At 67.2% G+C, this 23,736-nt stretch carries 20 protein-coding genes and 4 pseudogenes; 9 read left to right on the top strand and 15 right to left on the bottom strand.

Annotated features, from left to right (window positions below; genetic code table 11):
* Positions 1 to 78: 78 nt before the first annotated feature.
* The 3 genes and pseudogenes from ACPEE0_RS10440 to ACPEE0_RS10450 form a co-directional block, all read right to left on the bottom strand.
* The gene (locus tag ACPEE0_RS10440; protein WP_424574462.1) at positions 79 to 426 is read right to left on the bottom strand and encodes a hypothetical protein; all 348 of its coding nucleotides are present in this window, start codon (positions 424 to 426) and stop codon (positions 79 to 81) included.
* A 116-nt stretch (positions 427 to 542) separates the two neighbouring features.
* The gene (locus ACPEE0_RS10445) at positions 543 to 1,058 is read right to left on the bottom strand and encodes a flavin reductase family protein (RefSeq protein WP_009357619.1); all 516 of its coding nucleotides are present in this window, start codon (positions 1,056 to 1,058) and stop codon (positions 543 to 545) included.
* Between the two features lie 169 nt (positions 1,059 to 1,227).
* Positions 1,228 to 2,165 (bottom strand): annotated as a pseudogene (locus ACPEE0_RS10450) (5'-3' exonuclease).
* A 120-nt stretch (positions 2,166 to 2,285) separates the two neighbouring features.
* Between ACPEE0_RS10450 and ACPEE0_RS10455 the strand changes: the two are divergent.
* Positions 2,286 to 3,599: an aspartate aminotransferase family protein gene (locus ACPEE0_RS10455; protein WP_009357617.1), complete on the top strand. Its 1,314-nt coding sequence runs from the start codon at positions 2,286 to 2,288 to the stop codon at positions 3,597 to 3,599.
* Between the two features lie 3 nt (positions 3,600 to 3,602).
* Here the strand turns inward: ACPEE0_RS10455 and ACPEE0_RS10460 are convergent, their stop codons facing one another.
* Together ACPEE0_RS10460 and ACPEE0_RS10465 are read right to left on the bottom strand one after the other, a co-directional pair.
* On the bottom strand, positions 3,603 to 3,977 hold the full coding sequence (locus ACPEE0_RS10460) for a cupin domain-containing protein (protein WP_133346879.1): 375 nt from the start codon (positions 3,975 to 3,977) through the stop codon (positions 3,603 to 3,605).
* A 275-nt stretch (positions 3,978 to 4,252) separates the two neighbouring features.
* Positions 4,253 to 4,888, bottom strand: a complete 636-nt coding sequence (locus tag ACPEE0_RS10465) for a dihydrofolate reductase family protein (protein WP_009357616.1) — start codon at positions 4,886 to 4,888, stop codon at positions 4,253 to 4,255.
* Positions 4,889 to 5,004: 116 nt separating this feature from the next.
* Here ACPEE0_RS10465 and ACPEE0_RS10470 point away from each other — a divergent pair.
* A pseudogene (locus ACPEE0_RS10470) lies at positions 5,005 to 7,165 on the top strand (glycogen debranching N-terminal domain-containing protein).
* 6 nt (positions 7,166 to 7,171) lie between these two features.
* Here the strand turns inward: ACPEE0_RS10470 and ACPEE0_RS10475 are convergent.
* A pseudogene (locus ACPEE0_RS10475) lies at positions 7,172 to 9,162 on the bottom strand (vWA domain-containing protein); the annotation flags it as partial.
* Between the two features lie 14 nt (positions 9,163 to 9,176).
* Positions 9,177 to 10,564 (bottom strand): annotated as a pseudogene (locus tag ACPEE0_RS10480) (sigma 54-interacting transcriptional regulator).
* A 121-nt stretch (positions 10,565 to 10,685) separates the two neighbouring features.
* Here ACPEE0_RS10480 and ACPEE0_RS10485 point away from each other — a divergent pair.
* The 3 genes from ACPEE0_RS10485 (at position 10,686) to ACPEE0_RS10495 (ending at position 12,917) form a co-directional block, all read left to right on the top strand.
* Complete coding sequence (locus tag ACPEE0_RS10485; RefSeq protein ID WP_009359125.1) at positions 10,686 to 11,087, top strand: RidA family protein; 402 nt, start codon at positions 10,686 to 10,688, stop codon at positions 11,085 to 11,087.
* 43 nt (positions 11,088 to 11,130) lie between these two features.
* Entirely contained in the window at positions 11,131 to 11,928 is a 798-nt protein-coding gene (locus ACPEE0_RS10490) for an MBL fold metallo-hydrolase (RefSeq protein ID WP_052014171.1), read from the top strand.
* Between the two features lie 161 nt (positions 11,929 to 12,089).
* Positions 12,090 to 12,917 (top strand): DNA/RNA non-specific endonuclease, encoded by an 828-nt coding sequence (locus ACPEE0_RS10495; protein WP_009359127.1) that lies wholly within the window; start codon positions 12,090 to 12,092, stop codon positions 12,915 to 12,917.
* Between the two features lie 10 nt (positions 12,918 to 12,927).
* On the opposite strand, the gene ACPEE0_RS10500 is transcribed toward ACPEE0_RS10495, so the two are convergent.
* The gene (locus ACPEE0_RS10500; RefSeq protein ID WP_424574463.1) at positions 12,928 to 13,287 is read right to left on the bottom strand and encodes a hypothetical protein; all 360 of its coding nucleotides are present in this window, start codon (positions 13,285 to 13,287) and stop codon (positions 12,928 to 12,930) included.
* Positions 13,260 to 14,510: an esterase/lipase family protein gene (locus tag ACPEE0_RS10505; protein ID WP_424574464.1), complete on the bottom strand. Its 1,251-nt coding sequence runs from the start codon at positions 14,508 to 14,510 to the stop codon at positions 13,260 to 13,262. Before ACPEE0_RS10505 ends, ACPEE0_RS10500 begins: the two co-directional genes overlap by 28 nt.
* A 245-nt stretch (positions 14,511 to 14,755) precedes the next feature.
* Between ACPEE0_RS10505 and ACPEE0_RS10510 the strand changes: the two genes are divergently transcribed.
* Complete coding sequence (locus tag ACPEE0_RS10510) at positions 14,756 to 15,784, top strand: M12 family metallopeptidase (RefSeq protein ID WP_009359129.1); 1,029 nt, start codon at positions 14,756 to 14,758, stop codon at positions 15,782 to 15,784.
* 441 nt (positions 15,785 to 16,225) lie between these two features.
* On the opposite strand, the gene ACPEE0_RS10515 is transcribed toward ACPEE0_RS10510, so the two are convergent.
* On the bottom strand, positions 16,226 to 17,014 hold the full coding sequence (locus ACPEE0_RS10515; protein ID WP_009359130.1) for an AfsR/SARP family transcriptional regulator: 789 nt from the start codon (positions 17,012 to 17,014) through the stop codon (positions 16,226 to 16,228).
* A gap of 183 nt (positions 17,015 to 17,197) precedes the next feature.
* Positions 17,198 to 18,406, bottom strand: a complete 1,209-nt coding sequence (locus ACPEE0_RS10520) for an ROK family transcriptional regulator (protein WP_354176956.1) — start codon at positions 18,404 to 18,406, stop codon at positions 17,198 to 17,200.
* Between the two features lie 88 nt (positions 18,407 to 18,494).
* On the opposite strand from ACPEE0_RS10520, the gene ACPEE0_RS10525 reads away from it, so the two are divergent.
* From ACPEE0_RS10525 to ACPEE0_RS10535, 3 genes are read left to right on the top strand one after another with little or no spacing between them, the layout of a single operon-like run.
* Positions 18,495 to 19,772, top strand: coding sequence for an ABC transporter substrate-binding protein (locus ACPEE0_RS10525; RefSeq protein WP_200859192.1), 1,278 nt, complete (start codon positions 18,495 to 18,497; stop codon positions 19,770 to 19,772).
* A 38-nt stretch (positions 19,773 to 19,810) separates the two neighbouring features.
* Positions 19,811 to 20,749 carry a carbohydrate ABC transporter permease gene (locus ACPEE0_RS10530; protein WP_354176958.1) on the top strand — a complete coding sequence of 313 codons (939 nt, stop codon included), beginning with the start codon at positions 19,811 to 19,813 and terminating at the stop codon, positions 20,747 to 20,749.
* Positions 20,746 to 21,633 carry a carbohydrate ABC transporter permease gene (locus ACPEE0_RS10535; protein ID WP_009359134.1) on the top strand — a complete coding sequence of 296 codons (888 nt, stop codon included), beginning with the start codon at positions 20,746 to 20,748 and terminating at the stop codon, positions 21,631 to 21,633. The genes ACPEE0_RS10530 and ACPEE0_RS10535 overlap by 4 nt, the downstream gene beginning before the upstream one ends.
* A 49-nt stretch (positions 21,634 to 21,682) precedes the next feature.
* Here the strand turns inward: ACPEE0_RS10535 and ACPEE0_RS10540 are convergent, their stop codons facing one another.
* From ACPEE0_RS10540 to ACPEE0_RS10555, 4 genes are all read right to left on the bottom strand, one after another.
* Positions 21,683 to 22,042, bottom strand: a complete 360-nt coding sequence (locus ACPEE0_RS10540; RefSeq protein WP_354176960.1) for a hypothetical protein — start codon at positions 22,040 to 22,042, stop codon at positions 21,683 to 21,685.
* A 46-nt stretch (positions 22,043 to 22,088) separates the two neighbouring features.
* Positions 22,089 to 22,808, bottom strand: coding sequence for an HNH endonuclease family protein (locus ACPEE0_RS10545; protein ID WP_354176962.1), 720 nt, complete (start codon positions 22,806 to 22,808; stop codon positions 22,089 to 22,091).
* Positions 22,809 to 22,930: 122 nt separating this feature from the next.
* The gene (locus ACPEE0_RS10550; RefSeq protein WP_424574465.1) at positions 22,931 to 23,182 is read right to left on the bottom strand and encodes a lytic transglycosylase domain-containing protein; all 252 of its coding nucleotides are present in this window, start codon (positions 23,180 to 23,182) and stop codon (positions 22,931 to 22,933) included.
* Complete coding sequence (locus tag ACPEE0_RS10555) at positions 23,089 to 23,652, bottom strand: hypothetical protein (RefSeq protein ID WP_424575334.1); 564 nt, start codon at positions 23,650 to 23,652, stop codon at positions 23,089 to 23,091. The genes ACPEE0_RS10550 and ACPEE0_RS10555 overlap by 94 nt, the downstream gene beginning before the upstream one ends.
* Between the last annotated feature and the right edge of the window lie 84 nt (positions 23,653 to 23,736).

The following is a 23,736-nucleotide window of genomic DNA, read 5'->3' on the forward strand; positions in this document are numbered from 1 at the left end:
ACTGACCGGCTCTTTGCTGGCCTGGCTTTGACTGGCCGCGCCGTTGCCTGCAGAACATGCTGCCCGGCCGGCTGGAGGTCAGGCGGCATGCCGGCCCCGGAGGGGTGAAACGGCTGCGGGCCTGGCCGGCAGGACTGAGACAGTGGCGAGCCGAACGCCGGCGGCCTCGGGTGCCTGGACTGTGGAAGCGGGAATCGTCTCGGCCGGGACCGAAGCGGCGCGGGCGCGGACCCGGCGGACAAGCCTGCGGAGGCCGGAGCGCACCAGCATCGCCGCCAGGTGGCCGAGCCCCACGCCCAGCAGGACGTGCCCGGCCAGGTACTGGCCGCCCAGGCCTGCTGCGCCGCCGAAAGGGGCGCCCGCTGCCACCGCGGCTCCCCCGGCCGTCAGCGTGATTGACAAGGCAACCGCAAACACTGTGCCCATTACTCCTGCTTCCGTCATCCGATTCATCAGCAAGCTTACTAGTAATGCTCAGCAAGCTTACTACCTGATGCGGGAGGTGCAAGAAGGGCCAGGCAGCTTCTTTCCCTCCGGGAACTTCAGCCGGCAGCCTCGAGGAGCTGCCCTGCCGGCACCAGTCCCGCATACCGCCCCTTGAAGAACAGCAGCGGCTCGGCATCCTGGCGGGCGCTGAGGTGCCGCACGGCGGCCACGACGATGGTGTGGTCGCCGCCGTCGTATTCGGCGTGCAGCTCGCAGTCGATCCACGCCAGGGCGTCATCGAGGACAGGGTTGCCCAGCGGCGAGGTGGTGTGGCTGACTCCGGCGAATTTGTCTGAGCCGGACCGGGCGAACTGCCCGGCCAGGTGCTGGTGCTCCGCGGGAAGGATATTGACGGTGAAGGAGCCGGCCTCCCGCAGCACCGGCCAGGTGCTCGATGTCCTCGCGGGGCTGAACGTCACCAAAGCAGGTTCCAGGGACAGGGAGGCGAAGGACTGGCAGGTGAACCCGGCAGGCCCATTCCCCGTGGAGCCTGTGATGACCGTCAGTCCTGTGGCAAAGGTGCCAAAAATGTCGCGCAGCCGGCGGGGTGCCAGGTCGGAGGTGAATGTCATGGGCGTGCCCTCTCACTTGGATCGTCACCTCACCAAACCAAAGGCCCGGCGCCCTGATCAAGCGCCCCCGCAATGCTCCGACGCCTCCCGCAACGCGCCGTCACGGCGGGTCATTGCACGACACCGGCCGTCACACGCCGGCCAGTGTTACACCCCGAATGTGGCGCTTTTACGCCCTCCGGTCCAGCGCATCGAGGAGGCGCCGCACCGAACCGCCCAGGTTCCAGTCCGTCGCCAGCCGCTCGAGTTCCGCACGCTGGTTCCCGGTCACCGGCCGCAGGCGCGCGCCGGTCTCCTCAAGGCCTGGCAGTTCCAGGTTCCGAACCAGCCTTACGACGGCGGGGCTACTTTGAGGTAGTCGGCGGCAGCGGCGAGCTTGGCCCGGACCGGGCCGGCCAGTCCGCTGGCATCGTCCTCCGCCGCCTCCAGCAGCCCCTCGAGGGTGCCGTACTTCAGGAGCAGGGACGCCGCCGTCTTCTCCCCGATTCCGGCGACGCCAGGCAACCCGTCGGAAGCGTCACCGCGCAGGGTGGCGTAGTCGGCGTACTGCTGCGGCAGCACCCGGTATTTGGCCACCACCGTTTCCTCGGTGACCACCTCGAGGTTCCGCATCCCGCGGGCGGTGTAGATGACGCGGACCTGCCGCCCGTCGTCGCACACCTGGAAGAGGTCGCGGTCGCCGGTGACGACGTCCACCGGGAAGGCTGCATGGCTCGCGTACGTCCCCACCACGTCATCGGCCTCATGCCCGGCGGCACCCACGATCGCGAGGCCGGCAAGGCCGAGCACGTCGCGGATCAAGGGCAGCTGGGCCTCGAGCGCGTCCGGGACCACTTCGATGTCCGGGGCGTCAGCCATGACCTCGGCCACCCGGTGCGACTTGTAGGTCGGGATGAGGTCCACGCGCCACTGGGGACGCCAGTCGTCATCCCAGCAGGCCACAAGGTGGGTGGGCCGGTAGTCGGTGGCCAGCCTGGAGATCATGTCGAGCAACCCGCGGACAGCGTTGACAGGTGTTCCGTCGGGCCGGCGGACCGTGTCCGGCATGCCGAAGAAGGCACGGAAATACAGGGAGGCAGTGTCCAGCAGCATGAGACGGTCCGGCATACCTGCATCCTGCCACGGATCTGCCGGGGATTGCAGTTGCCTGCGCCGGTCTGCTGTTGGCAGGCATAGGATGCAAGCAAGGTGGGTACGGGACCTGATGCGAGCGCAACGGAGGGTGGCATGAATCTCGACGACCTGGTGTTCCATCCCTGGGCAATGCAGGGGCCGCGTGACGTGCCGACGCTGGTCGGGGGTTCCGGAAGCCACGTCGTCGACGACGGCGGACGGCGGTACCTGGACTTCGGCTCGCAGCTGGTGTTCACCAACCTCGGCCACCAGCATCCGCGCATCGTAGCGGCGATCAGGGAGCAGGCGGACCGGCTCTGCACGCTGGCACCCGGCTGGGCGTCCGATGTCCGGGGCGAAGCGGCGCGCCTGATCGTGGAGGTGGCCCCGGAGGGCCTGGGCCATGTCCTTTTCACCAGCAGCGGCACGGAGGCCATCGAGCACGCGGTGCGGATGGCGCGGCTCTTCACCGGGCGGCCCAAAGTGCTCGCCGCCTACCGCTCGTACCACGGCTCGACGACAACCTCGATCCACCTTACGGGCGACCCCCGCCGCTGGGCCTCGGATACCGGGGCGGCCGGCGCTGTGCACTTCTTTGGACCATTCCTGTACCGGTCGGCCTTTGGATCGGCGACGCAGGAGGAAGAATGTGAGCGCGCCCTGGCCCATCTGGAACAGGTGATCCTCCTCGAGGGCCCGGGCACCATCGCCGCACTGGTCCTGGAATCGGTGACGGGCAGCTCTGGCGTCATCGTGCCCCCGCCCGGATACCTGCGCGGGCTCCGCGAGCTCTGTGACCGGCACGGCATTATCTACATTGCGGACGAGGTGATGGCCGGTTTCGGCCGCACGGGAGCCTGGTTCGGCGTGGATCATGCCGGCGTGGCGCCGGACCTGATGGCGTTCGCGAAGGGAGTCAACTCCGGATACGTGCCCTTGGGCGGCGTCCTGGTCTCCGATGCCGTTTACGAGCTGTTCACCACCCGCCCCTACCCGGCAGGACTGACATACAGCGGACACCCGCTGGCCTGCGCGGCTGCCGTGGGCGCCATCTCCGCGATGCGGGACGAGGACACCATCGCGGCCGCTGCCCGCCTCGGTTCCGAGGTGCTGGGGCCCGGCCTAGGGGAGCTCGCCGACAGGCACCGGGTTGTCGGGGACGTGCGCGGCATCGGCGGGCTCTGGAGCCTGGAGCTGGTGCGTGACCGGGTGACCCGGGAACCGCTGGTGCCGCCGGGCGCCACCGGCGCGGCGACTGCGCCGATGGCCGCCGTGGTGAAGGCGTGCCTGGAGCGGGGCCTGCTGCCGCTGGTCCTGGGCAACAGGCTGCACGTCGCTCCCCCGCTGAATATCGACGACGGCGACGCCGCGGCGGGCCTGGCCATCCTGGATGAGGTCCTGTCCGCCGCGGATGCGCACGCAGCCTGATGTTCAGGCAGGCTTGGCGTAGGTGGCTGCGCTCATGAGCTCGTAGCCCACGAACGTCTCGTCGCCCTCCACCCAGGCATCATGGCCGGCAGGGATCGAATAGGCGCCCCCGGCCGTGACAGTGGCCCGGGTGCCGTCCTCCATTTCCACTGTCAGGGTCCCCGCCGTGCAAAAGCCCAGATGGTTGACCTGGCAGCTGTCGGTGTGGACCACCGTCTTTACCGTTTCCGACCAGCGCCAGCCGGGTTCGAAGGTCATCCTCGCCAGAGTGGTGTCTCCAAGGGTGACCACATCAACCTGGGTCTTGGGCGGCCGGCGCTTTTCGTCGGGCTCGTCGAAGGACTTTGATTCAAGGGCTTTGACGGTTACTGCGGTCATTTTCTGTTCCTCCTGGCGGAGAGTGTGCTGCTGTTCGTCCGGAAACCGGGGCGGGGTCCGGGTTGCGGGACGCGGCAGGACGGTGCGGCATGGACGCCGCCGCCCGCCGCACCCCATCGACTGCGCTTCCAGCGTGCGCCTGGCAGCATGCCCTGTCAATGCTTCTGACCTGCGGAAACAGACGCATCCCGCCGCGATCGAACGCCGATGATGCCAGCGAGTGGGCAGGCTCCCACGACACCCCCGCCAGCCAACCGGATTGACCGCCGCTCCCGTCACGTCCGGCTGGCGCCCGGCGGGCCGTCCAGAACGGTGGGAATGTATTCGAGAAGCTGGAGCCGGCCGTCGAAGGTCCTGCTGTGCACCAGCTGGAGTGCGACGTCGGGATAGCCGTCGTAGATGCGTTCCCGCCCTGTACGCCCGGTGATCACCGGGAACACCACCAGCCGGAAGCGGTCCACCAGGCCCGCCGCCAGTAGCGACCGGCAGAGGCTGAGGCTGCCCAGCGTGCTCATCGGCCGATCACCTGACAGCTTCATCGTCCGGACCGCCTCAACCGCGTCACCGCGGACCAGTTCGGAGTTCGGCCAGGTCAGCGGCTCCTGGAGCGTGGAGGAAAAGACCACCTTGGGAACCGCGGCAAGCCCTGTCAGCGAGGCACCCTCCTCTTCCGAGAATCCGGAGCCGCCGGCCGCTGCCTCGTCCGACATGCCGGACATCAGCCGGTACGTGTTGGCCCCGAGGAGGAAGGTGTAGTTCCGCTCCGCTTCCTGGTCCAGCCACGCGAGGTACTCCGGGCCCTCCAGCCCCCACCACCCGGGCCACCCCTCTGCCGAGGCATAACCGTCCAGCGAGATAATCAGGTCCACCATCACGCTTGCCTGCGGCGTCTCCGCCGGTGTTCCGCCCATGGCCGCCTCCCCGATCCGATCGGCATCTGCCGTGCGGGGACAGGCTATGCCCGGGCGGGTTGAGGTTCAAGGCCAAACCCCTTTTATCCGGGCCGCGCGAGGCGTAGCGTCATCCCATGGCCGGATGGAATGCGGACACAGCTGCCGGGCCTGTGGGGGCAGGAACCGTCACCCTGGTTGAGGGTTCATCATTTTGTATCTCTTCCGCCAACGGGGATATCCACCCGGAGCATCCCCACGGCGCCTTCCACGAGGACACCCGCATCCTGTCCCGCTGGAACCTGACGGTGAACGGGCAGCCGCTCGAGCCGCTGACGGCCGAGACGAAGGAACCGTACCGCGCCCTCTTCATCGGCCGTGTCCCCCGGTCCGACGGCTATGCGGACAGCCCCCTCATCGTCGAGCGGCTCCGGGAGGTGGCCGCCGGCATCGTCGAGGAAATCACTATCAGGAACTACTCATCGGACCCGTCGGAGTGCAGCGTGTCCGTGGAGGTGGAATCGGACTTCGCGGACCTGTTCGAGGTCAAGGAGGCACGGGTCCAGCGCCGGTGGGAGGAATCCCGCGCCCCGGAGGGAGAATGCCTGACGGTCAGCTCCTCGTGGAACGACGTCCGGAAAACTGTCCTCATCAGCGGGCACGGTGCCGCCGCCACTGCACGGGCCCTCACCTTCACGGCGGTGGTCCCGGCGCGCGGCCAGTGGAACACGCTGCTCAGCGTCACCCCGGCCGGTGCCGACGGCGCGCCCTCGGCCCCGCCCGTCCGCCCCGCCGCGCACGGGATGTCGCCGAGCGACCGCCGGCGCCAGGAATGGGTAGCCAAGATCCCCCGCCTCCACATGACGAACCGCTCCATCGAACGGACCTTGCGGCGCAGCTACGACGATCTCGGAGCCCTGCGGATCGAGGACCCGGCGCATCCGGAACGGATCGTCGTGGCAGCAGGCGCCCCCTGGTTCATGACACTGTTCGGACGGGACTCCCTGTGGGCCTCGGAAATGGCCCTGGCGGTTGACCCGTCCCTGGCGCTTGGCACGCTGCAGACCCTGGCGGACCGCCAGGGCAAGGTGGTGGATCCGATGAGCGAGGAGGAACCCGGGAAGATCCTGCATGAGGTCAGGCTGGGCGTTTCCAGCGGATTGGCACTGGGCGGCAAGTCGGTCTACTACGGCAGCGTCGATGCCACGCCCCAGTTCCTGATGGCGCTCGGCTCCGTCAGCCGCTGGGGCTTCGCCAAGGACACCATCGCCTCACTCCTGCCCAACGCGGACCGGGCGCTGGACTGGATCAGGAACTACGGGGACAAGGACGGCGACGGCTTCGTCGAGTACTCCCGGCTCAATGACCAGGGGTTGATCAACCAGGGCTGGAAGGACTCCTGGACGGGATCAACTTTGCGGACGGCACCATGGCCGAGCCTCCCATCGCCCTCTGCGAAGTCCAGGCGCTGGTTTACACGGCACTGCTCTCCAGGGCCTGGATGGCGTACGACGCCGGGGACGCGCCCCTGGCGGCGGAGCTCACCGCGGAAGCGGCGCGGCTGAAGAAGAAGTTCAACGAGGAGTTCTGGCTTCCGGAGCGGGGCTACTACGCCGTCGCCCTGGATGGGCGGAAGCGGCCCGTGGACGCCTGCGCATCGAACATGGGGCAATGCCTGTGGCACGGCATTATCGACGACGACAAAGCTCCGCTGGTGGCCGAACGGCTGATGTCCCCGGAGATGTTCAGCGGCTGGGGCGTCCGGACCCTGGCCACGGACATGGGCGCCTACAACCCTGCCAGCTACCACAACGGGTCGGTCTGGCCGCACGACAACGCCATCATCGCAGCCGGCCTGATGCGCTACGGCCTCGTGGCGGAGGCCCAGCGGATATCCACGGCGCTGCTGGAAGCGGCGGAGTTTTCGAACGGCCGGCTGCCGGAACTCTTCTGCGGATTCAGCCGCGACCAGGTTGCCGAGCCAGTGCCGTACCCCACGGCCTGCTCACCCAGGCCTGGGCGGCGACCACACCAATCATGCTGATCACCAGCCTCATGCGGTATGACGCGCACGTGTCCCGGGGCGGCTTCTGGATGGACCCGGTCCTGCCGGAGTCCTACGGTAATCTGCACATCACCAATGCGCCCATAGCCGGCGGGAGGATGACCATCGACATCGTCGGGTCCGAGCCCACCGTGCAGGGCCTACCGGAGGGGGTTACGTTCCGCCGCGGGCACCGGCCCTGGCTGACCGAGCTCCTGGCCGGGGCGGGCCTGGGCGCCGAAGGACAGATCTGAAAGATCCCAGTCGGAGCCGCCGTAGGAGCTGCGCACGTGGGCGCGGAGGTACTCTCCCACCACGGCGGCCCCCAGCCCGCCGACGTCGGGTGCCACCACCCGGCCGTCGATCCGGCGTGCCAGGCGCTGGATGAACCGTTCGAGCCCCGGATCGTCGCCGAGGCGGAAGAACGTCGCCTGCACGCCGGCGCGTCCCAGGCGGTCCAGTTCGGTGACCGTGGCGCGGATGGTCTCCCGGTCCGGCGGCCAGTTGAACCAGGAATCGCCGTCGGCCAGCAGGTGCGCGGTGGGCTCACCGTCCGTGACCACCAGGAGGACATGCTGCATGGACGGGTGCTGCCGGAAGAAGCGGCCGGCCAGCAACAGGCCGTGGTGGAGGTTCGTTCCCTGCTCACGCAGCGCCGGCAGGGCGGTGAGCTGGGCAATGTCCATGGACTGCGCGTACCGGCCGAAGGTCACCAGCTGCAGCCGGTCACCGCGGAACCGCGTGGAGACGAGGTGGTGCAGCGCGAGTGCGGTGCGCTTCATCGGCACCCAGCGGCCCTCGGCCGCCATCGAGAAGGACACGTCCACCAGCAGGACGACGGCGGCCTGCGTCCGTGCTTCAGTCTCCGTGACCTCGATGTCCCCCACCCCCAGGCGGAAGCCGCGGCCCGGATCCCGGCCCTCGGCGACCGTGCGCCGGATGGCGTTGGTCATGGTGCGGGTGACGTCCCACGGCCCGGCGTCCCCGAACTCCCACTGCCGGCTGGAGCCGGTCTGGTCGCCGGCCGCGCCCGCGGCACGCGTTTCGCGCCGGCCCTGCCGGCCGGAGAGCTGCTTCGCGGTGTCCCGCAGCAGCGACTTTCCCAGCCTGCGCATTGCCTGCGGCGACAGCCGGAGGTCCCCGTCGGCACCCCGGCGCAGGTAGCCGCCGTCGCGCATTGCCCGCTCGATCTCCGCAAGGGTCCGCGCGGTGACGGCGGCGTCCTGCCCAGCTGGCGGGCCAGGGCGTCCAGGTCCAGGTCATCCAGCGCGGAGCCGTTGTAGGACTGGGAGAGCTGTTCGGCCAGGCTGTCGAGTTCGGCAACGTCCTGCAGCACACCGGTGCCGTCGCCCAGCCCGAGCCCTTCCTGGCCCTCGAAGCGCTCAGACCCGCTCCAGTCCTCGCCCGGCCGGAGGGCCCGCAGGCTGGAGTCCAGCTGGTCCAGCTGTGCCATCAGTTCTGGTGACCCGAACGCCTGGGCGGACAGCCGCATCAGCTCTTCGCGCTGTTCGGGTGACATGGACTGCAGGAGCCGCTGGGCCGCTGCCGCCCTTGTGGCCAGGGCGTCGATCAGTTCCTCGACGGACTGCGGATTCTCCGGGAAGAAGGATCCGTGCCGGGCCATGAACTCCCTGAAGTCCGCGTCGGTATCCTCGCCGCGGCGGTGCTTGTCCAGCAGGCCGTTGAGGTCGCGCAGCATCCCGTTCACTGCCTCGCGGTCCTCGTCGGTGGCGTTCTCAAGCGCCTGCTTCATCCCTGCGAAGCGCTGGTCAAGGACTTCCCGGCCCAGCAGGTCCTTGATCCGTTCGTAGGCTTCCCTGGCGGAACCGGACTGCCAGTCGTAGGACGCCAGTTCATTGACGGCGGCGGCCGTGGAGGCCGGCAGGTTCTGCAGCTGCATTTCGCGGAAGGCGCGGTCCGTGTTGTCCATCAGCGCGTCGCGGGCGAGCTGCTTGCGCTCCTCCAGCACGGCGGTGTCCAGCAGCTTGCGCACCTCGTCGAGCGTGCCGTCCAGCCGGTGCCGCCCCAGCAGGTCCTTCCGGCGCTGCTGGACGCGGGCAGCGAGCTGGTCCAGGCCGTCCCGGTTCCGGCCGCCGCGGCGCAGGAACTCCTCGAGGGCGTGCCGCGGCGAGTACCCGGCCATGACGTCCTCGGCCACCGCCTCCAGGGCCTCCGACAGGTCCACCGGCGGGGCGAGCGGGTCCGGCCCTCCGGCGTACCTGCCGTACCGGGACCGGTGGTGCAGCACCATGATGCCTCCTGTGGCTAGCCGTAGACCGTTGCCTCGTCGTCGGACTCCTTGGAGATCCGGCGGGCAAGGTAGAGCCCCTCCAGGGCGAGTTCGACGGCGGCCGCCCGCTGGCCGTCGTTCTCCGCACCCAGGCGCCGGGTGATTTCGTCGTAGAGGCCCGACCCGTTGAGTGAGGGCAGGTTCTGGAGGAATTCCCGGGCGGTGACCTGGTCGCCCGTGGTCACGGTGGTGTGGCCGTCCAGGGCCGCCACCAGTGGACCCATGTCGATGCCCTGGAAATGGGCGCGCACGGCTTCGGCTGTAGCCGTTCGCAGCAGGTGGTCGAGGACGCCCTGTTCCCGGCCTTCCTCACCCGACTCGAATTCGATCTTTCCGGTGAGGACCTCCGCTGCGGGTTCCAGGTCGATGATCCTGGCCACCGCCTGCTCCTCGCCGCGCACGCTGGCCCGGCGCAGGGCGGCCGCAGCCACGGTCTCGGCACCGGCGATCGCGAACCGGGCGGACACCCCGGACGTCTGGTTGATGGCCGGGGACTGCCGCAGTGCCCGGGTATAGCGGGCCAGGATCTCCAGGATGACGGGCGGGACGTCCGCCACCAGCCGGCCCTCCTGCCGGATGACGGCCACCTCGTCCTCCAGCTCGATCGGGTAATGGGTGCGGATCTCGGCGCCGAAGCGGTCCTTCAACGGGGTGATGATCCGGCCGCGGTTGGTGTAGTCCTCCGGGTTGGCCGAGGCGACCACCAGCACATCCAGGGGCAGGCGCAGCAAGTAACCGCGGATCTGGATATCGCGCTCCTCCATGACGTTGAGCATCGCCACCTGGATCCGCTCGGCAAGGTCGGGCAGCTCATTGATGGCGATGATGCCCCGGTTGGAGCGCGGGACCAGGCCGTAGTGAATGGTCTCCGGGTCCCCGAGCCGGCGCCCCTCGGCAACGCGCATGGGGTCGACGTCGCCGATGAGGTCCGCGACGGAGGTGTCCGGCGTCGCCAGCTTTTCCACGTAGCGTTCAGAGCGGTGGCGCCATGCCACGCGCAGCCGGTCCCCCTCGGTGAGTGCCCGGGCACGGGACTGCTCCGTGATGGGATGGTACGGGTGTTCGTTGAGCTCGGACTCCTCGATGACCGGCGACCACTCATCCAGCAGCCCGGCCAGGGTGCGGAGCAGGCGGGTCTTGCCCTGTCCCCGTTCGCCGAGCAGGACAACATCGTGACCGGCGATCAGGGCCCGCTCCAGCTGGGCAGGACGGTCCGGCTGAATCCGAACAGCCCGGGCCACGGGTCCCGGCCGGCGGCGAGCGCCGCGAGCAGGTTGTCGCGGATTTCATGCCGCAGGTCCTTGTGGACATGGCCGGCGGCGCGCAGCTCACCGACGGTAAAAATATCGGGACGGTCACTCACCCCTCTACGGTAAGCCCGGCCGTGCCGGGAGATCGAGCAAACTCCCATAATTCCTTCCGCCCCGCACCGCCGCTGGCGGAGCAGCCTCGCCAGCGGCGGTGCGCGGTGGGATCATACAGCCATGGCATCCATCCAGCGTCTCCGGCCCGAGGGCCTCGTCTCAAGTCCAGCGTTCAGCCACGTCGCCGTCGTGCCGCCCGGTGCGACCACCATCTATGTTGGCGGCCAGAACGCCGTCGATGCCGCCGGCGCACTAATTGGCGAGGGTGACGTGGCCGCCCAGTCGGAGCAGGCCCTCGAGAACGCCCAAACCGCGCTCGCCGCTGCCGGGGCCACGCTGGCGGACGTCGTGCAGTGGACGGTGCTCTTCGTGGAAGGTGCGGATATCGCCGCCGGGTACGGGGCCATCGCGGCGAAGCTCGCCTCGGCGGAACCTGCCCTGGTGACGGCGGCGTTCGTCAGCGGCCTTGGTGTGCCCGGCGCGCTGGTGGAGATCAGCGCCGTCGCTGCCGTTATGCAGTAGCAGGCGTTCCGGAGGCCAGGCGGTCTGCGGCCCCGCCGCTAGGATGAAACGCGTGCAGCAGTCTACGGAGTGGGATCCGCGTTCACGGGTGTCTGAGCAGGCACCCGGCGTCCATTTCGTGGAAGGACCGGCCTCCAACTGGATAGTGGTCCGCGACCATGCCGGCTTCATCCTTATCGACAGCGGCTACCCGTCCGACCTTCCACTGGTCCTGGCATCAGTCCGCCACCTGGGCCTGGACCCGGCGGACGCCCGCGCCCTCCTGGTCACGCACGGCCATGTGGACCATACGGGCTCCGCCGCCCACTTTTCCGAGGCCTACGGCACCCCCGTCCTGAGCGCGCCGGAGGAACTGGCCCATGTCCAGGGGAAGGAAAAGCACCAGGTCACGGTCGGCCAGGTCCTCCGCCGGGCCTGGCGTCCGCGCGCCTTCCGCTGGATGGTCCACGTCCTGCAATCCGGGGCCCTGGCGGCCACTCCGGCAGCGCAGGCACGGGCATGGGACGCCGCAACGCTCCGGGCACTTCCCGGCTCCCCCGAGCCGGTCCTGCTGCCTGGGCACACGCCGGGCAATGCGGCCATCCTTCTTCGGTCCGCAGGAGCCGTGGCGGTGGGTGATTCATTTGTCAGCGGCCACCCGCTGAGCACCTGGACAGGCCCGCAGATGCTGCACAGGATGTACCACAGTGACCCAGGGGAAGCAGAGGCTGCCGTCCGCGGCCTGGACGGCATCGACGCCTCGGTCATCCTGCCCGGGCACGGCCCGGCACTGCGCATGACCCTGGCCGACGCGCTGGCGGCGCTGCGGAGTCAGACGGGTTGTGCCGGCAGCACCCGGTAGGTCACGTGGGTGACCTGGCTCGCCCCGCGGGACGTCAGCTGTTCCAGGTTCAGGGGCGGGACGCCGTCGAACAGCCTGGTGCCCGCACCCAGTGTCAGCGGCGCGTCTCCCGGCGAGCGCTGTAACGCCCGGATAACGTCCCTGGAACTAGAGTCCGCGGCATGGGTGAGCAGCAGGATGTCCAGAGCCGCGGGTACGATCCAGCGTTTCTGGGCACCGAACTGGAGCCGCCTTCCATCGATGCCGGCCTGCTGGACGACACTGTCGAGCTCAACGGTTCCGCCGTCATCCCCTATACCCACTTCTCCCTGGCTGTCAGTAAGTCCCGCCGGTTTGCCCGCTGGGTTGCCTGGAATATCGACGGCGGCAGCATCAAGAGGTTGAGCCGCCAGGGCAGCGCGTTCATCAAGGACTCCCGGATACCGGAGGAGTTCCAGAACGGCGACGAGCTGTACAACGGCAACCGCCTGGACCGCGGGCACATCGCCCGCCGGGCCGACCTGCTCTGGGGTCCGCTGCCCGAGGCGAAAAGGGCAAACGACGATTCGTTCTTCTTCACCAACATCGCGCCGCAGATGGACGACTTCAACCAAAGCGGCAAGAACGGCATCTGGGGACGGCTGGAGGAGGCCGTCTTTTCCGACGTCGACGTCCAGGACCTTAAGGTCACGGCATTCGGCGGACCCATCTTCCGGGACAACGACCGGGAGTACCGGGGGGTGCCGCTGCCGCGCGAGTACTGGAAAGTCCTCGCCTACCTGGAGCGGGGCGCGCTCCGCAGCGCCGCGTTCCTCCTCACGCAGAACCTGAATCCCCTGGAAGCCCTGGACCTCAACGAGTTCCGCGCCTTCCAGGTGGGGATTTCGGAGTTGGAGGAACGCACCTCCCTGCGCTTTGCGGATCCGCTGCGCGACGATGACGGCCGGACGTCGCTGCGGGCAGCCGGTGACCGGGCGCCACTGGAAAGCCTCGCCGACATCCGGTGGTGACTGCAGCCCGCTAGAGGGGCAGCACCCGCGGGGTCACGCTGATCTGCAGGCCGGCGTTTTCGCCGAGCAGCGGCTTCATCACGTCCGGAACTTCAATGCGGCCGCTCCACCTGTTGGGTGCACCGTCGCGGTCACGCAGCCGGTCCTTCTCCTCGGGGTTCCAGTCGCGCAGGGCAGTGGGGATGGTGCTGTTCCACGCCGCCCAGGCCTTCGGCAGGGGTTGGCCGGCAGACGGTGGTTCGATGTCCACCACCAGCGTGTCCTGCCAGTCTTCCGTCTGCTCCATGTGGTCGTCGAAGAACAGGCGGCCCTGCTTCTCGGCGATGGACAGCAGCCGCAGCTTCAGCGCATGCCGGAGCCTGGGGACCACCCGTCCGCCCACCAGGGGACGGGCGCCTGGGACGAGAGAAACGTGGTGAGCAGCGGCTTGGGCGAATCTATGGGGTCGCCTTCCCGCCAGCGCTCGATCTGCACGGGACAGAAATGCGCGGCGCTCTGCTCATGGACCAGGACGGGCAGCCCGCGGATGGCCACCCCGACATCCAGCTGGAACTCCACCTCGTCCGGCGCGTCCCTGCCGACGGTGAAGCCCACCAGCTCAATCTGGATTTTCAGGTCCCCGAAGAGGAACCGCTGGAGGTTCTGGTAGCCCTCTTCCGAGTTGACGATGCCGTACCGGCCGCTGTGGCTGCGGTGGACAATGGCCAGGGGGGCACCCCGGACGGCGGCATTGTCGATCTGGACCAGCCCGTCGCTGCGGGGGCCCACAGCCCGGGAGGACAGTCCAAGCGCCACGTCGTAGTCCTCGGGGTTCGAACCGACCAGGCAGAAGAGCTCCGAAACCGGGAACCCGTCGTCGGGCATTTCGGTGCCTTTGAAGCTCTCGCGCCGCAGTGTCCGCCGGCGGGCTGCTGGGGTGAGGTAGTCATACATGCGGTCAGGCCCGAAGATGTCAGCGCCGTGGATGCCGGTGGCATCCCTGATCCGCTCCAGCAGTCCGAACCCGACCGCGAAGTTGATGCCGCCATGGGGTGTGGCGTAGGTGAAGACCCTGGCGACATACTTCGCGCCGGCGGCAGGATCAATCGTTCCGTCGGTGGCCGCCAGTTCCTCCGGAATCACACGCTGCAGGAGGGACCTGCACACCAGCCCGCCCATGGAGTGCGCCACCAGGAAGACCTTGGGGGCTCCGGTCCTGTCGAGCACCAGCTTGATGAGCTTGAACAGGTCCCGGGCGGCCGTTTCAAAGGAGAAGCTCTCCGGGTCCTGGTCAAAGGTGTCTGCGGAGTCGTCGTAGAACCGGTGGATCCACACCGAGGCGGGATTGACGGACCTGGTGTCCACGCCCTGCAGGAACGCCCACTGGTCCCCGTGGACCGGAACCTCGTATTTGTGGTCCGAAATGAGCCGCAGCATGGGCGATTCGAACTGGTGGAACTGCGCCCTGCCGCTGCTGTCCGACCGGACATGGACTGATCCCTGGCTGAAGCCGTAGAACGGGTCGTCCACCGCGCTGTTGATGGCGCCCCCGTTCCCGGCGAAGCCGCGGACATAGATGATGGGCAGCCTGCCGTCCCCACCTGGTGTATCCACGTCCTGTCCCCTTTCCGAGGTTCACATCCGCCGCATCATGTCCACGATCCGCACGGCTGCGGGCATTGGAGCACGCGGGCCGTTACGACGGCGTTACCGGCACCGGTGCGCCCAGGCGGTATCCCGGGTGCAGTAATGCGGCAGTAACGGTGCCGCGCTCTACTGGATGGAGACCGTCCCGGTGTCCGTTGCCGGGGGCGGCGGTTCCCCGGGCGTGTCCCGGCCCCAGCAAAGGAGCGCACATCATGACCGCAGAGACTGTCCGGCCGCACTGCGACACCAAGCCGCAAAGCCGTCCCCTGCTTCGTCCCGACCTCGCACCCGGCAGGGAACGCCTCATCCGCCGGTTGCGGGGGAAATGGGTGAACGGGACGGTGCTCCACTACTGGTTCTTGCAGGGACCGGCCCCGCAAAAGGAGGCAGTGCGGAAGGCCTTCCAGGAATGGAAGGCACTGGGCATCGGCCTGGAGTTTACGGAGGTGGCGGACAGGAGCGAGGCCGAGGTCCGGATCGCCTTTGACCAAAGCGACGGGTCCTGGTCCTATGTGGGGCGCGACGTCCTGGAAATCAACGCCACGGAACCAACCATGAACTTCGGCTGGGACCTCACTGACGAGTACGGCCGGACGACGGCGCTGCACGAAATCGGCCACACGCTGGGAATGCCCCACGAGCACCAGAACCCGTTCGCGGGCATTGTCTGGGACGAGCCCCGGGTCTACGAATATTTTGGCGGAGCACCGAACCACTGGCCGCCGGAGCAGACGCTGCACAATGTGCTGCGGAAGATCGACGCCACCGAGGTTGAAGGTTCCTCATGGGACCCCGACTCGGTGATGGAATACTGGTTCCCCGCCGGGCTCATCAAGGAACCGGCCAGGTTCCAGGCGGGCCTGAATCCCCCGGGCGGCCTGTCCGAAGCGGACAAGGAATGGGTGCTCAAGTTCTTTCCTGCCATCAAACCCGAACTCCCCGTCCTCGACCCGTTCAAGTCCGTCCCGCTGTCCCTGAGCCCCGCGGAGCAGGCCGACTTCGCCCTGGAGCCCTCGGCCTCACGGACCTACGAGATTGCCACCTTTGGGACCGCCGATACCGTGCTGGTGCTGTTCGAGAATGTCGACGGCGAGCTCCGCTTTGTCGCCGGGGACGACGACAGCGGCGAGGACCGCAACTCCCGTGTTTCGGCCAAGCTGTTCCAGGGACGGCATTACGTGGTTCGGGTTAGGCTCTACTGGGCAGGTGAGTCCGGGCAGACGGCCCTGATGTATTGGTGAAGCCCACTCCCCACCGCCGGACCGGCCCTTGCACGCCGCCGGCAATTGCCGCGGCGTGTTGCTCAAGTTTGTCCGAATCTTTGCTAAAGGAAGCGGACTACGGGTTGTTCTGGGGGCAGGATGAGAGCTGACCGGCTCAGTGCCCTGCCAATCCAGGCAGCACCGCAGCCGGCGGGACGGGTTGCCGGCAGTCAAACCGTCACCTTGAACGGGCCTGGTCCCGGCGGAGAGTTGGGGGAGACGATGCGATCGGACGATGCGGGGGAAGAACCTGCCGGCGGGCAGGAAGCAATGCACGACGTTTCGGACGCCGGCACCCTGGTGATCCGTACCTGGCACGAACACGGCGGGCAGTCCCCCGCATTCCGGGCAAGGATCACCTACGGTCCTGCCCACAGCCGTGATCAAACCACAGTGTCCGCCGCCGACCCGGACCGGGTCCTACACATTGTGCAGCAGTGGCTGTTGTCCCAGGCCGCTGCCCCAGGCGGGAACTAGATGGTCCTTGGCTCCGTGGGCCTGGGGTTTTACTGCCTCGCTGATCAGGTGCTTCAGCGCCCCGGAGGGTTCAACGCCCATGTCCTGCAGCAGCTGGTCGTGGTACTTCTCGTACGCCACCAGCGCGGATGCGAGGTTGCCCTGGGCGAGTTCCGCCGCCACCAGGAACCGGACCGCGCTCTCGTACAGCGGTTCGATATGGAGTGCGGCGGCCGCCGCTTCCGCAGCCGCCCCGTGGTCACCCCGGCCGGAAAAGCCACCGGCAAGGAGTGTCAGGGCTCGGAGCTGGTCGTGCCGCAGGCGCCCCTGCTCGAACAGTACCCAGTCCTCATACCAGCCGGGCAGGAATTCCAGGTCGCGCAGCTCCTGGAGGTTGGCTGCCACCATGTCCCCGCCGGGAAGGCCTGCTGCCTTCAGGACGGCCCGGATCTTGTGAAGGTCCACCACAACCCCGGAATGCAGGGACAATAAGGCTCCGTCTTTGACGAGCAGGCCGGGCAGTTGCCGTGTGACCAGGTGTACTGTCACCCGAAGGCTTTCCAGGGCCTTGTCATCCGGATATTCGGGCCACAGCATGCCGGCGAGGAGGTTCCGGAGGCTGGCACCGCGGACCGCGAGTGCGGCGATCAGCCGCTGCTGGCGTGCAGCAACGTGAACGACTTCCCCGTCCTGGCGGAGCTGCCAGGAGCGCATGAGGTCCAGCTCAAAAATTCCATAGTCGTCATTGCCCATGGCTACCCGATCAGAACAGGTGATGCTGCAGTCAATTTGTAAGATTGAGCATCCTCATGTTGACAGTGAAAGTCAATCAACAATTCCCCCTAATTGCGTAGCGAGAGGAGGCTCTCAGCGGGTTCCGGGGCGCCATTCGGACGGGTCAGCCGGCGAATCAGTGGCTGTCCGGGCCGGCCTGTGTCAGCCTGCGGCCGCCCGCGGAAGGAAGGCGCTGGGTTCTTGCCTGATGCGTGCCAGTGCGGACTCCACGGCACCCTGGACGACGGCTTCGGCTCCCAGCGTGCTTGCCACAAGCTCCGGGAGCGGGGCGCCGGTATCGGAAGGGAGCAGGCTGCGTGCATGTTCCAGGACGGGGTCAACGGCCCGTGAGATCCCGCCGGCGATGACCACACGCTCGATGTCGAGGAGGCTGGAGAGGACCACCGCAATCTTCGCCAGCCGGGCGCCGAGCCGGGCGATGATGTCCTTTCCCAGCGGATCGCCCTCGCGGGCTGCCTGGAACACGTCCTCCGCCTTGATCTGCTCCTCCGGAATGTCCCGCAGCGTTGTCCGGCCCTCGAATGAGTTGATGCCCGAGCGGGCCCATTTCCGCGCGAGTGCACCGAACCCGTCGGTGCTGCCTTCCTCGGGCAGGGACTTGTCATCGGTGAACGCGTCCAGGAACCGCATCTCGCCCGCGCCGCCCCGCGGCCCGCGCAGCAGGCGGCCATCGACGATCAGGCCGGCACCAAACCGTTCGCCCGTCAACAGGGTTGCCACGTTGGCTGAGGGCTCCAGCGCCAGCTCGGCGATGGCGGCGAGATTGGCGTCATTGTCGACGACGACCCTGCCCTGAAGGTGCCGGGCGAATCCGCAGTTCATCAGCTGCCAGAATTCCCCTTCGGCAGGAGACGCTCCGCCGGCATCCACGGGCGCGGGGACGCCGATCACCGTGAGCAGCACATCATCAGCGGTGAGCCCGGCATCGGCGAGCGTCAGTCCGATCAGCTCCCGGGCCTTTGCGCAGCGGCCGGCACCTCCCAGCGCATGTGAATCAAGGCCCTCGCGGCGGCTGCCCAGTTCCCGTCCGCGCAGATCCGCGACGACGGTTGTGAAGGAGGTTTCGCCGGCATCCAGTCCCACAACCACGCCCACGGCTTCACGCAGCCGGTACCGCCGCGCCGGCCTTCCCTTGAGGACGCGGCCGGCGTCGCCGCCGTCGTCGACCTCCTCCAGCCACCCCGCGTCAACCAGCCCGTCACAAACTCCCAGCACTGTGGCACGCGTCAGGCCTGTTTCAGCCATCGCCTCACCCGCAGTGAACACCTGCTCCTGCAGGGCAAAGCGCAACAGCGCCTCCGAGTTGATCTGGCGTAACAGTTGCGTGGAGTTCGCCGTGGTCGCGTTCATCCCTTGACGATATCCCTTCCGTCCCCCATCCTCGTATAGGTCCTAAATATAAGATCCAAATAAATCTTCCGAGACCCACCAGGAGCCAATGTTGCCACCCTTGACGTCCGCCGGGACGCGCGTCTCCCGACGAACTTTCCTTGCCGCAGCCGGAAGCGCGCTGGCCGCTTACGGCCTGGCGGGATGCAGCGCGGCGGGCACCCCGCCCACCATCACCTTCCACCAGTCAAAGCCGGAAGCGGTGCCCTATTTCCGTGACCTGGCTGCAAAGTTCACCGCATCCCAGGACCAGTTCCGGGTTCTGCATGACATGGCAACGAACCTCTCCGCCGGATTCGTCCGGAGCAGCCCGCCTGACCTCGGCTGCCTCAACTACAACCTTGAAATGGCCCGGTTCATGGAGCGCGGTGCACTGTCGGACCTCTCCGACCTGCCCGAGGCAGCAGCCATCCGTGAGGACGTGCTCGACCTGACGAACTGGTACCCCACGTACGCAGGCCGTACCAGCGTGATCCCCTACTCGGTGATGGCGGCGTCCGTCATCTACAACCGCCGCATTTTCCAGGACAACGGCCTCGCCGTCCCCACAACGTGGGACGAACTGATCGAGGTGTGTGAGCGGCTCAAGGCTGCCGGGATCACACCCATTTACGGGACCTTCCGCGATCCCTGGACCATCGCCCAGGGCCTGTTCGACTACACGGTGGGCGGCATGGTGGACGTGCGCGCGTTCTACAAGTCGATGCACGGGATAGGCGAGAAGGTGGGACCCGATTCCGAAGTCTCGTTCCAGAAGACAATGCTGGAACCGGTGCAGCGCATGGTCCAGCTGACCAAGTACGTCAATCAGGATGCCTCCAGCCGCGGGTACGGTGACGGCAATACTGCCATGGCGCAGGGGCAGGCAGCGATGTACTTCCAGGGGCCGTGGGCCTTCGGGGAAATTGAGAAGGCCGGCACCGACGTCGACCTCGGGACCTTCCCGCTGCCGATGACCGATGACCCGGCGGACCTCAAGGTCCGGGTCAACATCGACCTCTCGCTCTGGGTCCCCGAGGTGGCCAACGGGCAGCAGGGAGCCCGCGCCTTCCTGCGGTACCTCATGCAGCCGGAGATCCAGAATCCTTACAACGCCCAGTTCCTGGGGTTCGGCACGGTCAAGGACGCGCCGGCGGTCACCGACCCCCGCATCGTGGACATGCAGAAGTTCTACGACGAGGGCCGCTTCTACATGGGTGCCTCACAGTTCATCCCCAACACAATTCCCGCCGCGAACTACATCCAGTCGATCGTCTCCGGAGCGGACGCTGAGGGCACCCTCCGCCGCATGGACGCCGACTGGGCACGCCTGGCCTTCCGCGCGTGAGCGCATCCCGAACCCATGCACGAAACGAGGACCACCCCATGTCATCAATGACGAGACCTTCCACCAGGCCGGTGGTGACGGCTGAACCAGCGGCCAAGCCGGCACGTGTGCGCAAAAGCCGGGTCGACCCGCTCTACTATCTTTTCCTGTTGCCGTCGCTGGCGATCTTTACGCTCGCCGTCACACTCCCTGCCGTACTCGGCTTCGTCTACAGTTTCACGAACTCTGTTGGCTTCGGCGACTTCGACTTCATCGGCTTCCGGAACTTCATCGCTGTCTTCCGCGATGAAGGGATCCTCGGGGCCTATGGATTCACGCTCGCCTTTTCGCTCGTGACCGTCGTCGTCGTGAACGTCCTGGCCTTCCTGCTGGCCCTGGGCCTGACGTCCCGCGTCCGCTTCCGCACCGCGCTGCGGACGGTCTTCGTCATCCCGATGGTGATCTCCGGCATCGTGATTGCCTTTGTTTTCCAGTACCTCTTCTCAAACTCACTGCCGCTGGCAGGCCAGAGCCTGGGAATCGAACCGCTCACCACCAGCATCCTCGCCAACCCGGACCTCGCGTGGCTGGCGATCGTCTTCGTCACGGCATGGCAATCGGTTCCGAGTGCGATGCTGATCTACATCGCCGGCCTTCTGACCGTGCCCACCGAGGTGTACGAGGCGAGCTCCATCGACGGTGCAACGCCCTGGCACAACCTGCGGCACATCACCTTGCCGCTCGTGGCCGGGTACGCCGTGATCAATACGGTCCTGGGCTTCAAGAACTACCTCAACGCGTACGACATCATCGTCGGCCTTACCGACGGCGGCCCCGGGGTCGCCACCCGGAGCGTAGCGATGGCGATCTTCCGCGGCTTCGAAGGCGGCGACTACGCCTACCAGATGGCCAATGCCGTGATCTTCTTCCTGATCAGCGTCGCCATCGCACTCATCCAACTCCGCTTCACCCGTGGCAAAGGAGGGATCGCAGCATGAGCAACGCGACCCGCACCATCCCCGCACAACCAGCGGCTTCCGCCAGGCGCCGCATCCGCACCGGCCACGAGCGCACCAACTGGCCCGCCACCGCCGTCCTGATCGTGTGCACCCTCGCCGTGCTTGTGCCGCTGTACGTCACGGTCAGCATGGCCCTCAAGACCACCGGCCAGGCGGTGGACGGCAACGCCTTCTCCCTGCCGAGCCCCCTGACTTTGGACAGTTTCATCCAGGCATGGACGCTCACGAACTTTCCCCGTGGCTTCATGATCTCTGTCTTCATCTCCGTCACCGCTGTCGTCGGCGAGATCGTGGTATCGGCGCTCGCAGCCTATGCGATTGTCCGCAACTGGGACCGCCGGCTGTTCCGCTGGTCGTTCTTCTACCTGCTGGCGGCGATGTTCATTCCGTTCCCGGTGGTGGCACTCCCCCAGATCCAGCTCACCGGCATGGCCGGACTCGACAACCCGCTCGGCGTCGCGATCCTGCACATCGTGTTCGCCCTGGCCTTCAACACGATGCTGTTCACCGCGTTCCTGCGCTCGATCCCGCTTGAGCTGGAGGAAAGCATGCGGATGGACGGCGCCGGGACGTGGCAGGTGTTCTGGCGGCTGATCTTCCCGCTGCTCGGACCCATGAGCGCGACCGTGGGAATCTTCGCCTTCATCGCATCGTGGAACGACTTCATGATGCCCTCGCTGATTATTTCCGACCCTGAACTGCAGACGATTCCCGTACTGCAGAAGATGTTCCAGACGCAGTTCAGCAACAGCTACAACGTCGCGTTCGCCTCGTACCTGATGGCGATGGCACCCGCGATCGTCGTCTACCTGTTCACGCAGCGGTGGGTCATGTCCGGCCTGACCCAGGGCGCCGTCAAGTAATTCTGCAAGGGGGTGCCTTCCGACGCGACGCGCGTGCGGGGGCGCCCCCTCAGGCTGCGGGCATGGCCAGGGACCGGCGGATGCCGATGATCCTGACGGCGACTCCCAGCAGGACCAGGCCAACACCGAACGCCATGAGGATCCAGACGGGCGCGGCCGCGGCGTCGATGTTCCGGTAGCACTCCGGCGCGAGCGCCGTGATGTGCAGCTGGGCATCGGCCATTTCAGCTGCCTGGCTTTCCGGCAGCAGCGGGCTGCCGCAGAGCGGTCCCGCCGGCCTTAAACCGACCACGATGCTCAGGATATGGACGGCCAGCCCCACGGCGATGACCAGTATCCAGCCGCGCCGTTGACTCAGTTCCCGGTTAATGGACCTGGTGGGATTTTCCGCAGAATCTTGAACCGCCATGATCCGAGCATAATGAGGGTCGAAGTGTTTTGCAGTGTTCGTGCCCCTACCGGCAGCCGTTGAGGACACCGGTGATCGCATCATGCTCAGCCTGCGTCACCCACAGTTTGTACTTGGCCTTCACGGCCGTCTGGCGGACGACGTACTCGCACCGGAATGCCCTGTTCGGCGGGAGCCAGGTGGCAGCATCCTTGTCACCCTTGGCGCCATTGGTGGGTCCATCGGCGGCCATCAGGTTCAGCGGGTCGTTGGCGAGGTCCTTGCGCTCTTCAGCAGTGAGTTGCTGGGCGCCCTTCTGCCAGGCGTCGCTGAGTGCTACGAGGTGGTCGATCTGGACGGCGGAGCTGGTGTCCTGCCCGCGCACGAAATCTATGATTGTGCCGGTGTACCTGTCGGCCAGGGTGCCGGTGACGACGACGCAGTTGTTGGTGCCGGGTTTGAAGGTTTCGCCGGTGAGGTCCCGGGCCAGGATGTCGTTGCGGGTGTCGCAGCCGTTCCGGTCAACGTCAGCCCAGGCGGGACCGAACTCCTCACGGGAATAGCCGGTCTTCGGAGCGCGCCCCTTCACCGGAATGGTCTGCAGCTGGTTGAGGGCGTTGCCGGCAGCAGCCGGATCTGCCGGAGCGGGATAACTGGCTGCGCCGCGGGGAGCGGATTCGATGGCCTCCAGCGCGTTCGCCGCAACATCACATCCGGCAAGGGAGCAAGCCAGCAGAACGGCAGTGGCAGCGGCAAGGGATTTGGCGGCAAAGCGGGAGATCTTCATGGTCCTTTTGGGTCAGCGGGGCTTTCAACGCTAGCGTCCGCTGCTGCTTCCGGGCGGAAGGGTGAACTATGGCGCCTGTCACACCGCGCCGCTCCCCCGGTCCCGGCAGGCGTGCAGGTACATCATTTCTCCCGGCTGCCTGCCTTCGCTGCATATGTGGTGGCCTGGTCACGCACTTGGCGGATGTAGGTGTCGGACTGGTTGTAGGCGTAGATGGCGCCGGTCCATCCTTCCGAGGTGGTGAGGTCCCGGCCGTCGGCGCACAAATAGTGCGCCGCGCTCAGGGCGGCGTCATCGATATTGGACGGGTCCGCCACTCCGTCTCCGTTCCCGTCGCGCGCCACCAGGCGCCAGGTGGACGGGATGAATTGCATCGGTCCACGGCCCGGTCCCAGCGGGCGTCCCCGTCCAGGGTCCCAGCGTCTGTGTCGGCGATCGCGGCGAATCCGGCGCCGTCAAGCACGGGGCCCACGATCGGGCGGCTCACTTCCCCGTCGGCTGTGAGGACGCCGCCCCCGTACGTTCCGTGTCCTGTCTCGATGAAACCGACGGCCGCGAGAGTGTTCCACCCGAGCCCGCACGCCGGAACGGTATCCTTGACGGTTACAGCCGCGGCAACGTACGCGCGCAGTGCACGCTCGGGGATGCCGGTCTGCCCGGCTGCCCGGACGAGCCATTCGGCATCCGGGCTCCTGGTGACGTTCACGGCGGTGGCCATCCCAGAAGACAGCGCCTCGAACTCGGCGCCCGCCCGGGGCGGCGGAGCAAAGGCCTGCCGCGCGTCGACACCGGCGTGCGCGCGCAACCAGAACAAGGATGCGGTGGAGACAGAGACCGCAAACACGATAAGAACCACAAGACGCCTAAGACCAAGCACCGACCAATCAAACCATCTGCTGCTGATCTTCCCTGTCGGCTCCCCTAGTGC

It is taken from the genome of Arthrobacter sp. SD76 (assembly GCF_049726125.1).
Lineage (GTDB): Bacteria > Actinomycetota > Actinomycetes > Actinomycetales > Micrococcaceae > Arthrobacter > Arthrobacter nitrophenolicus.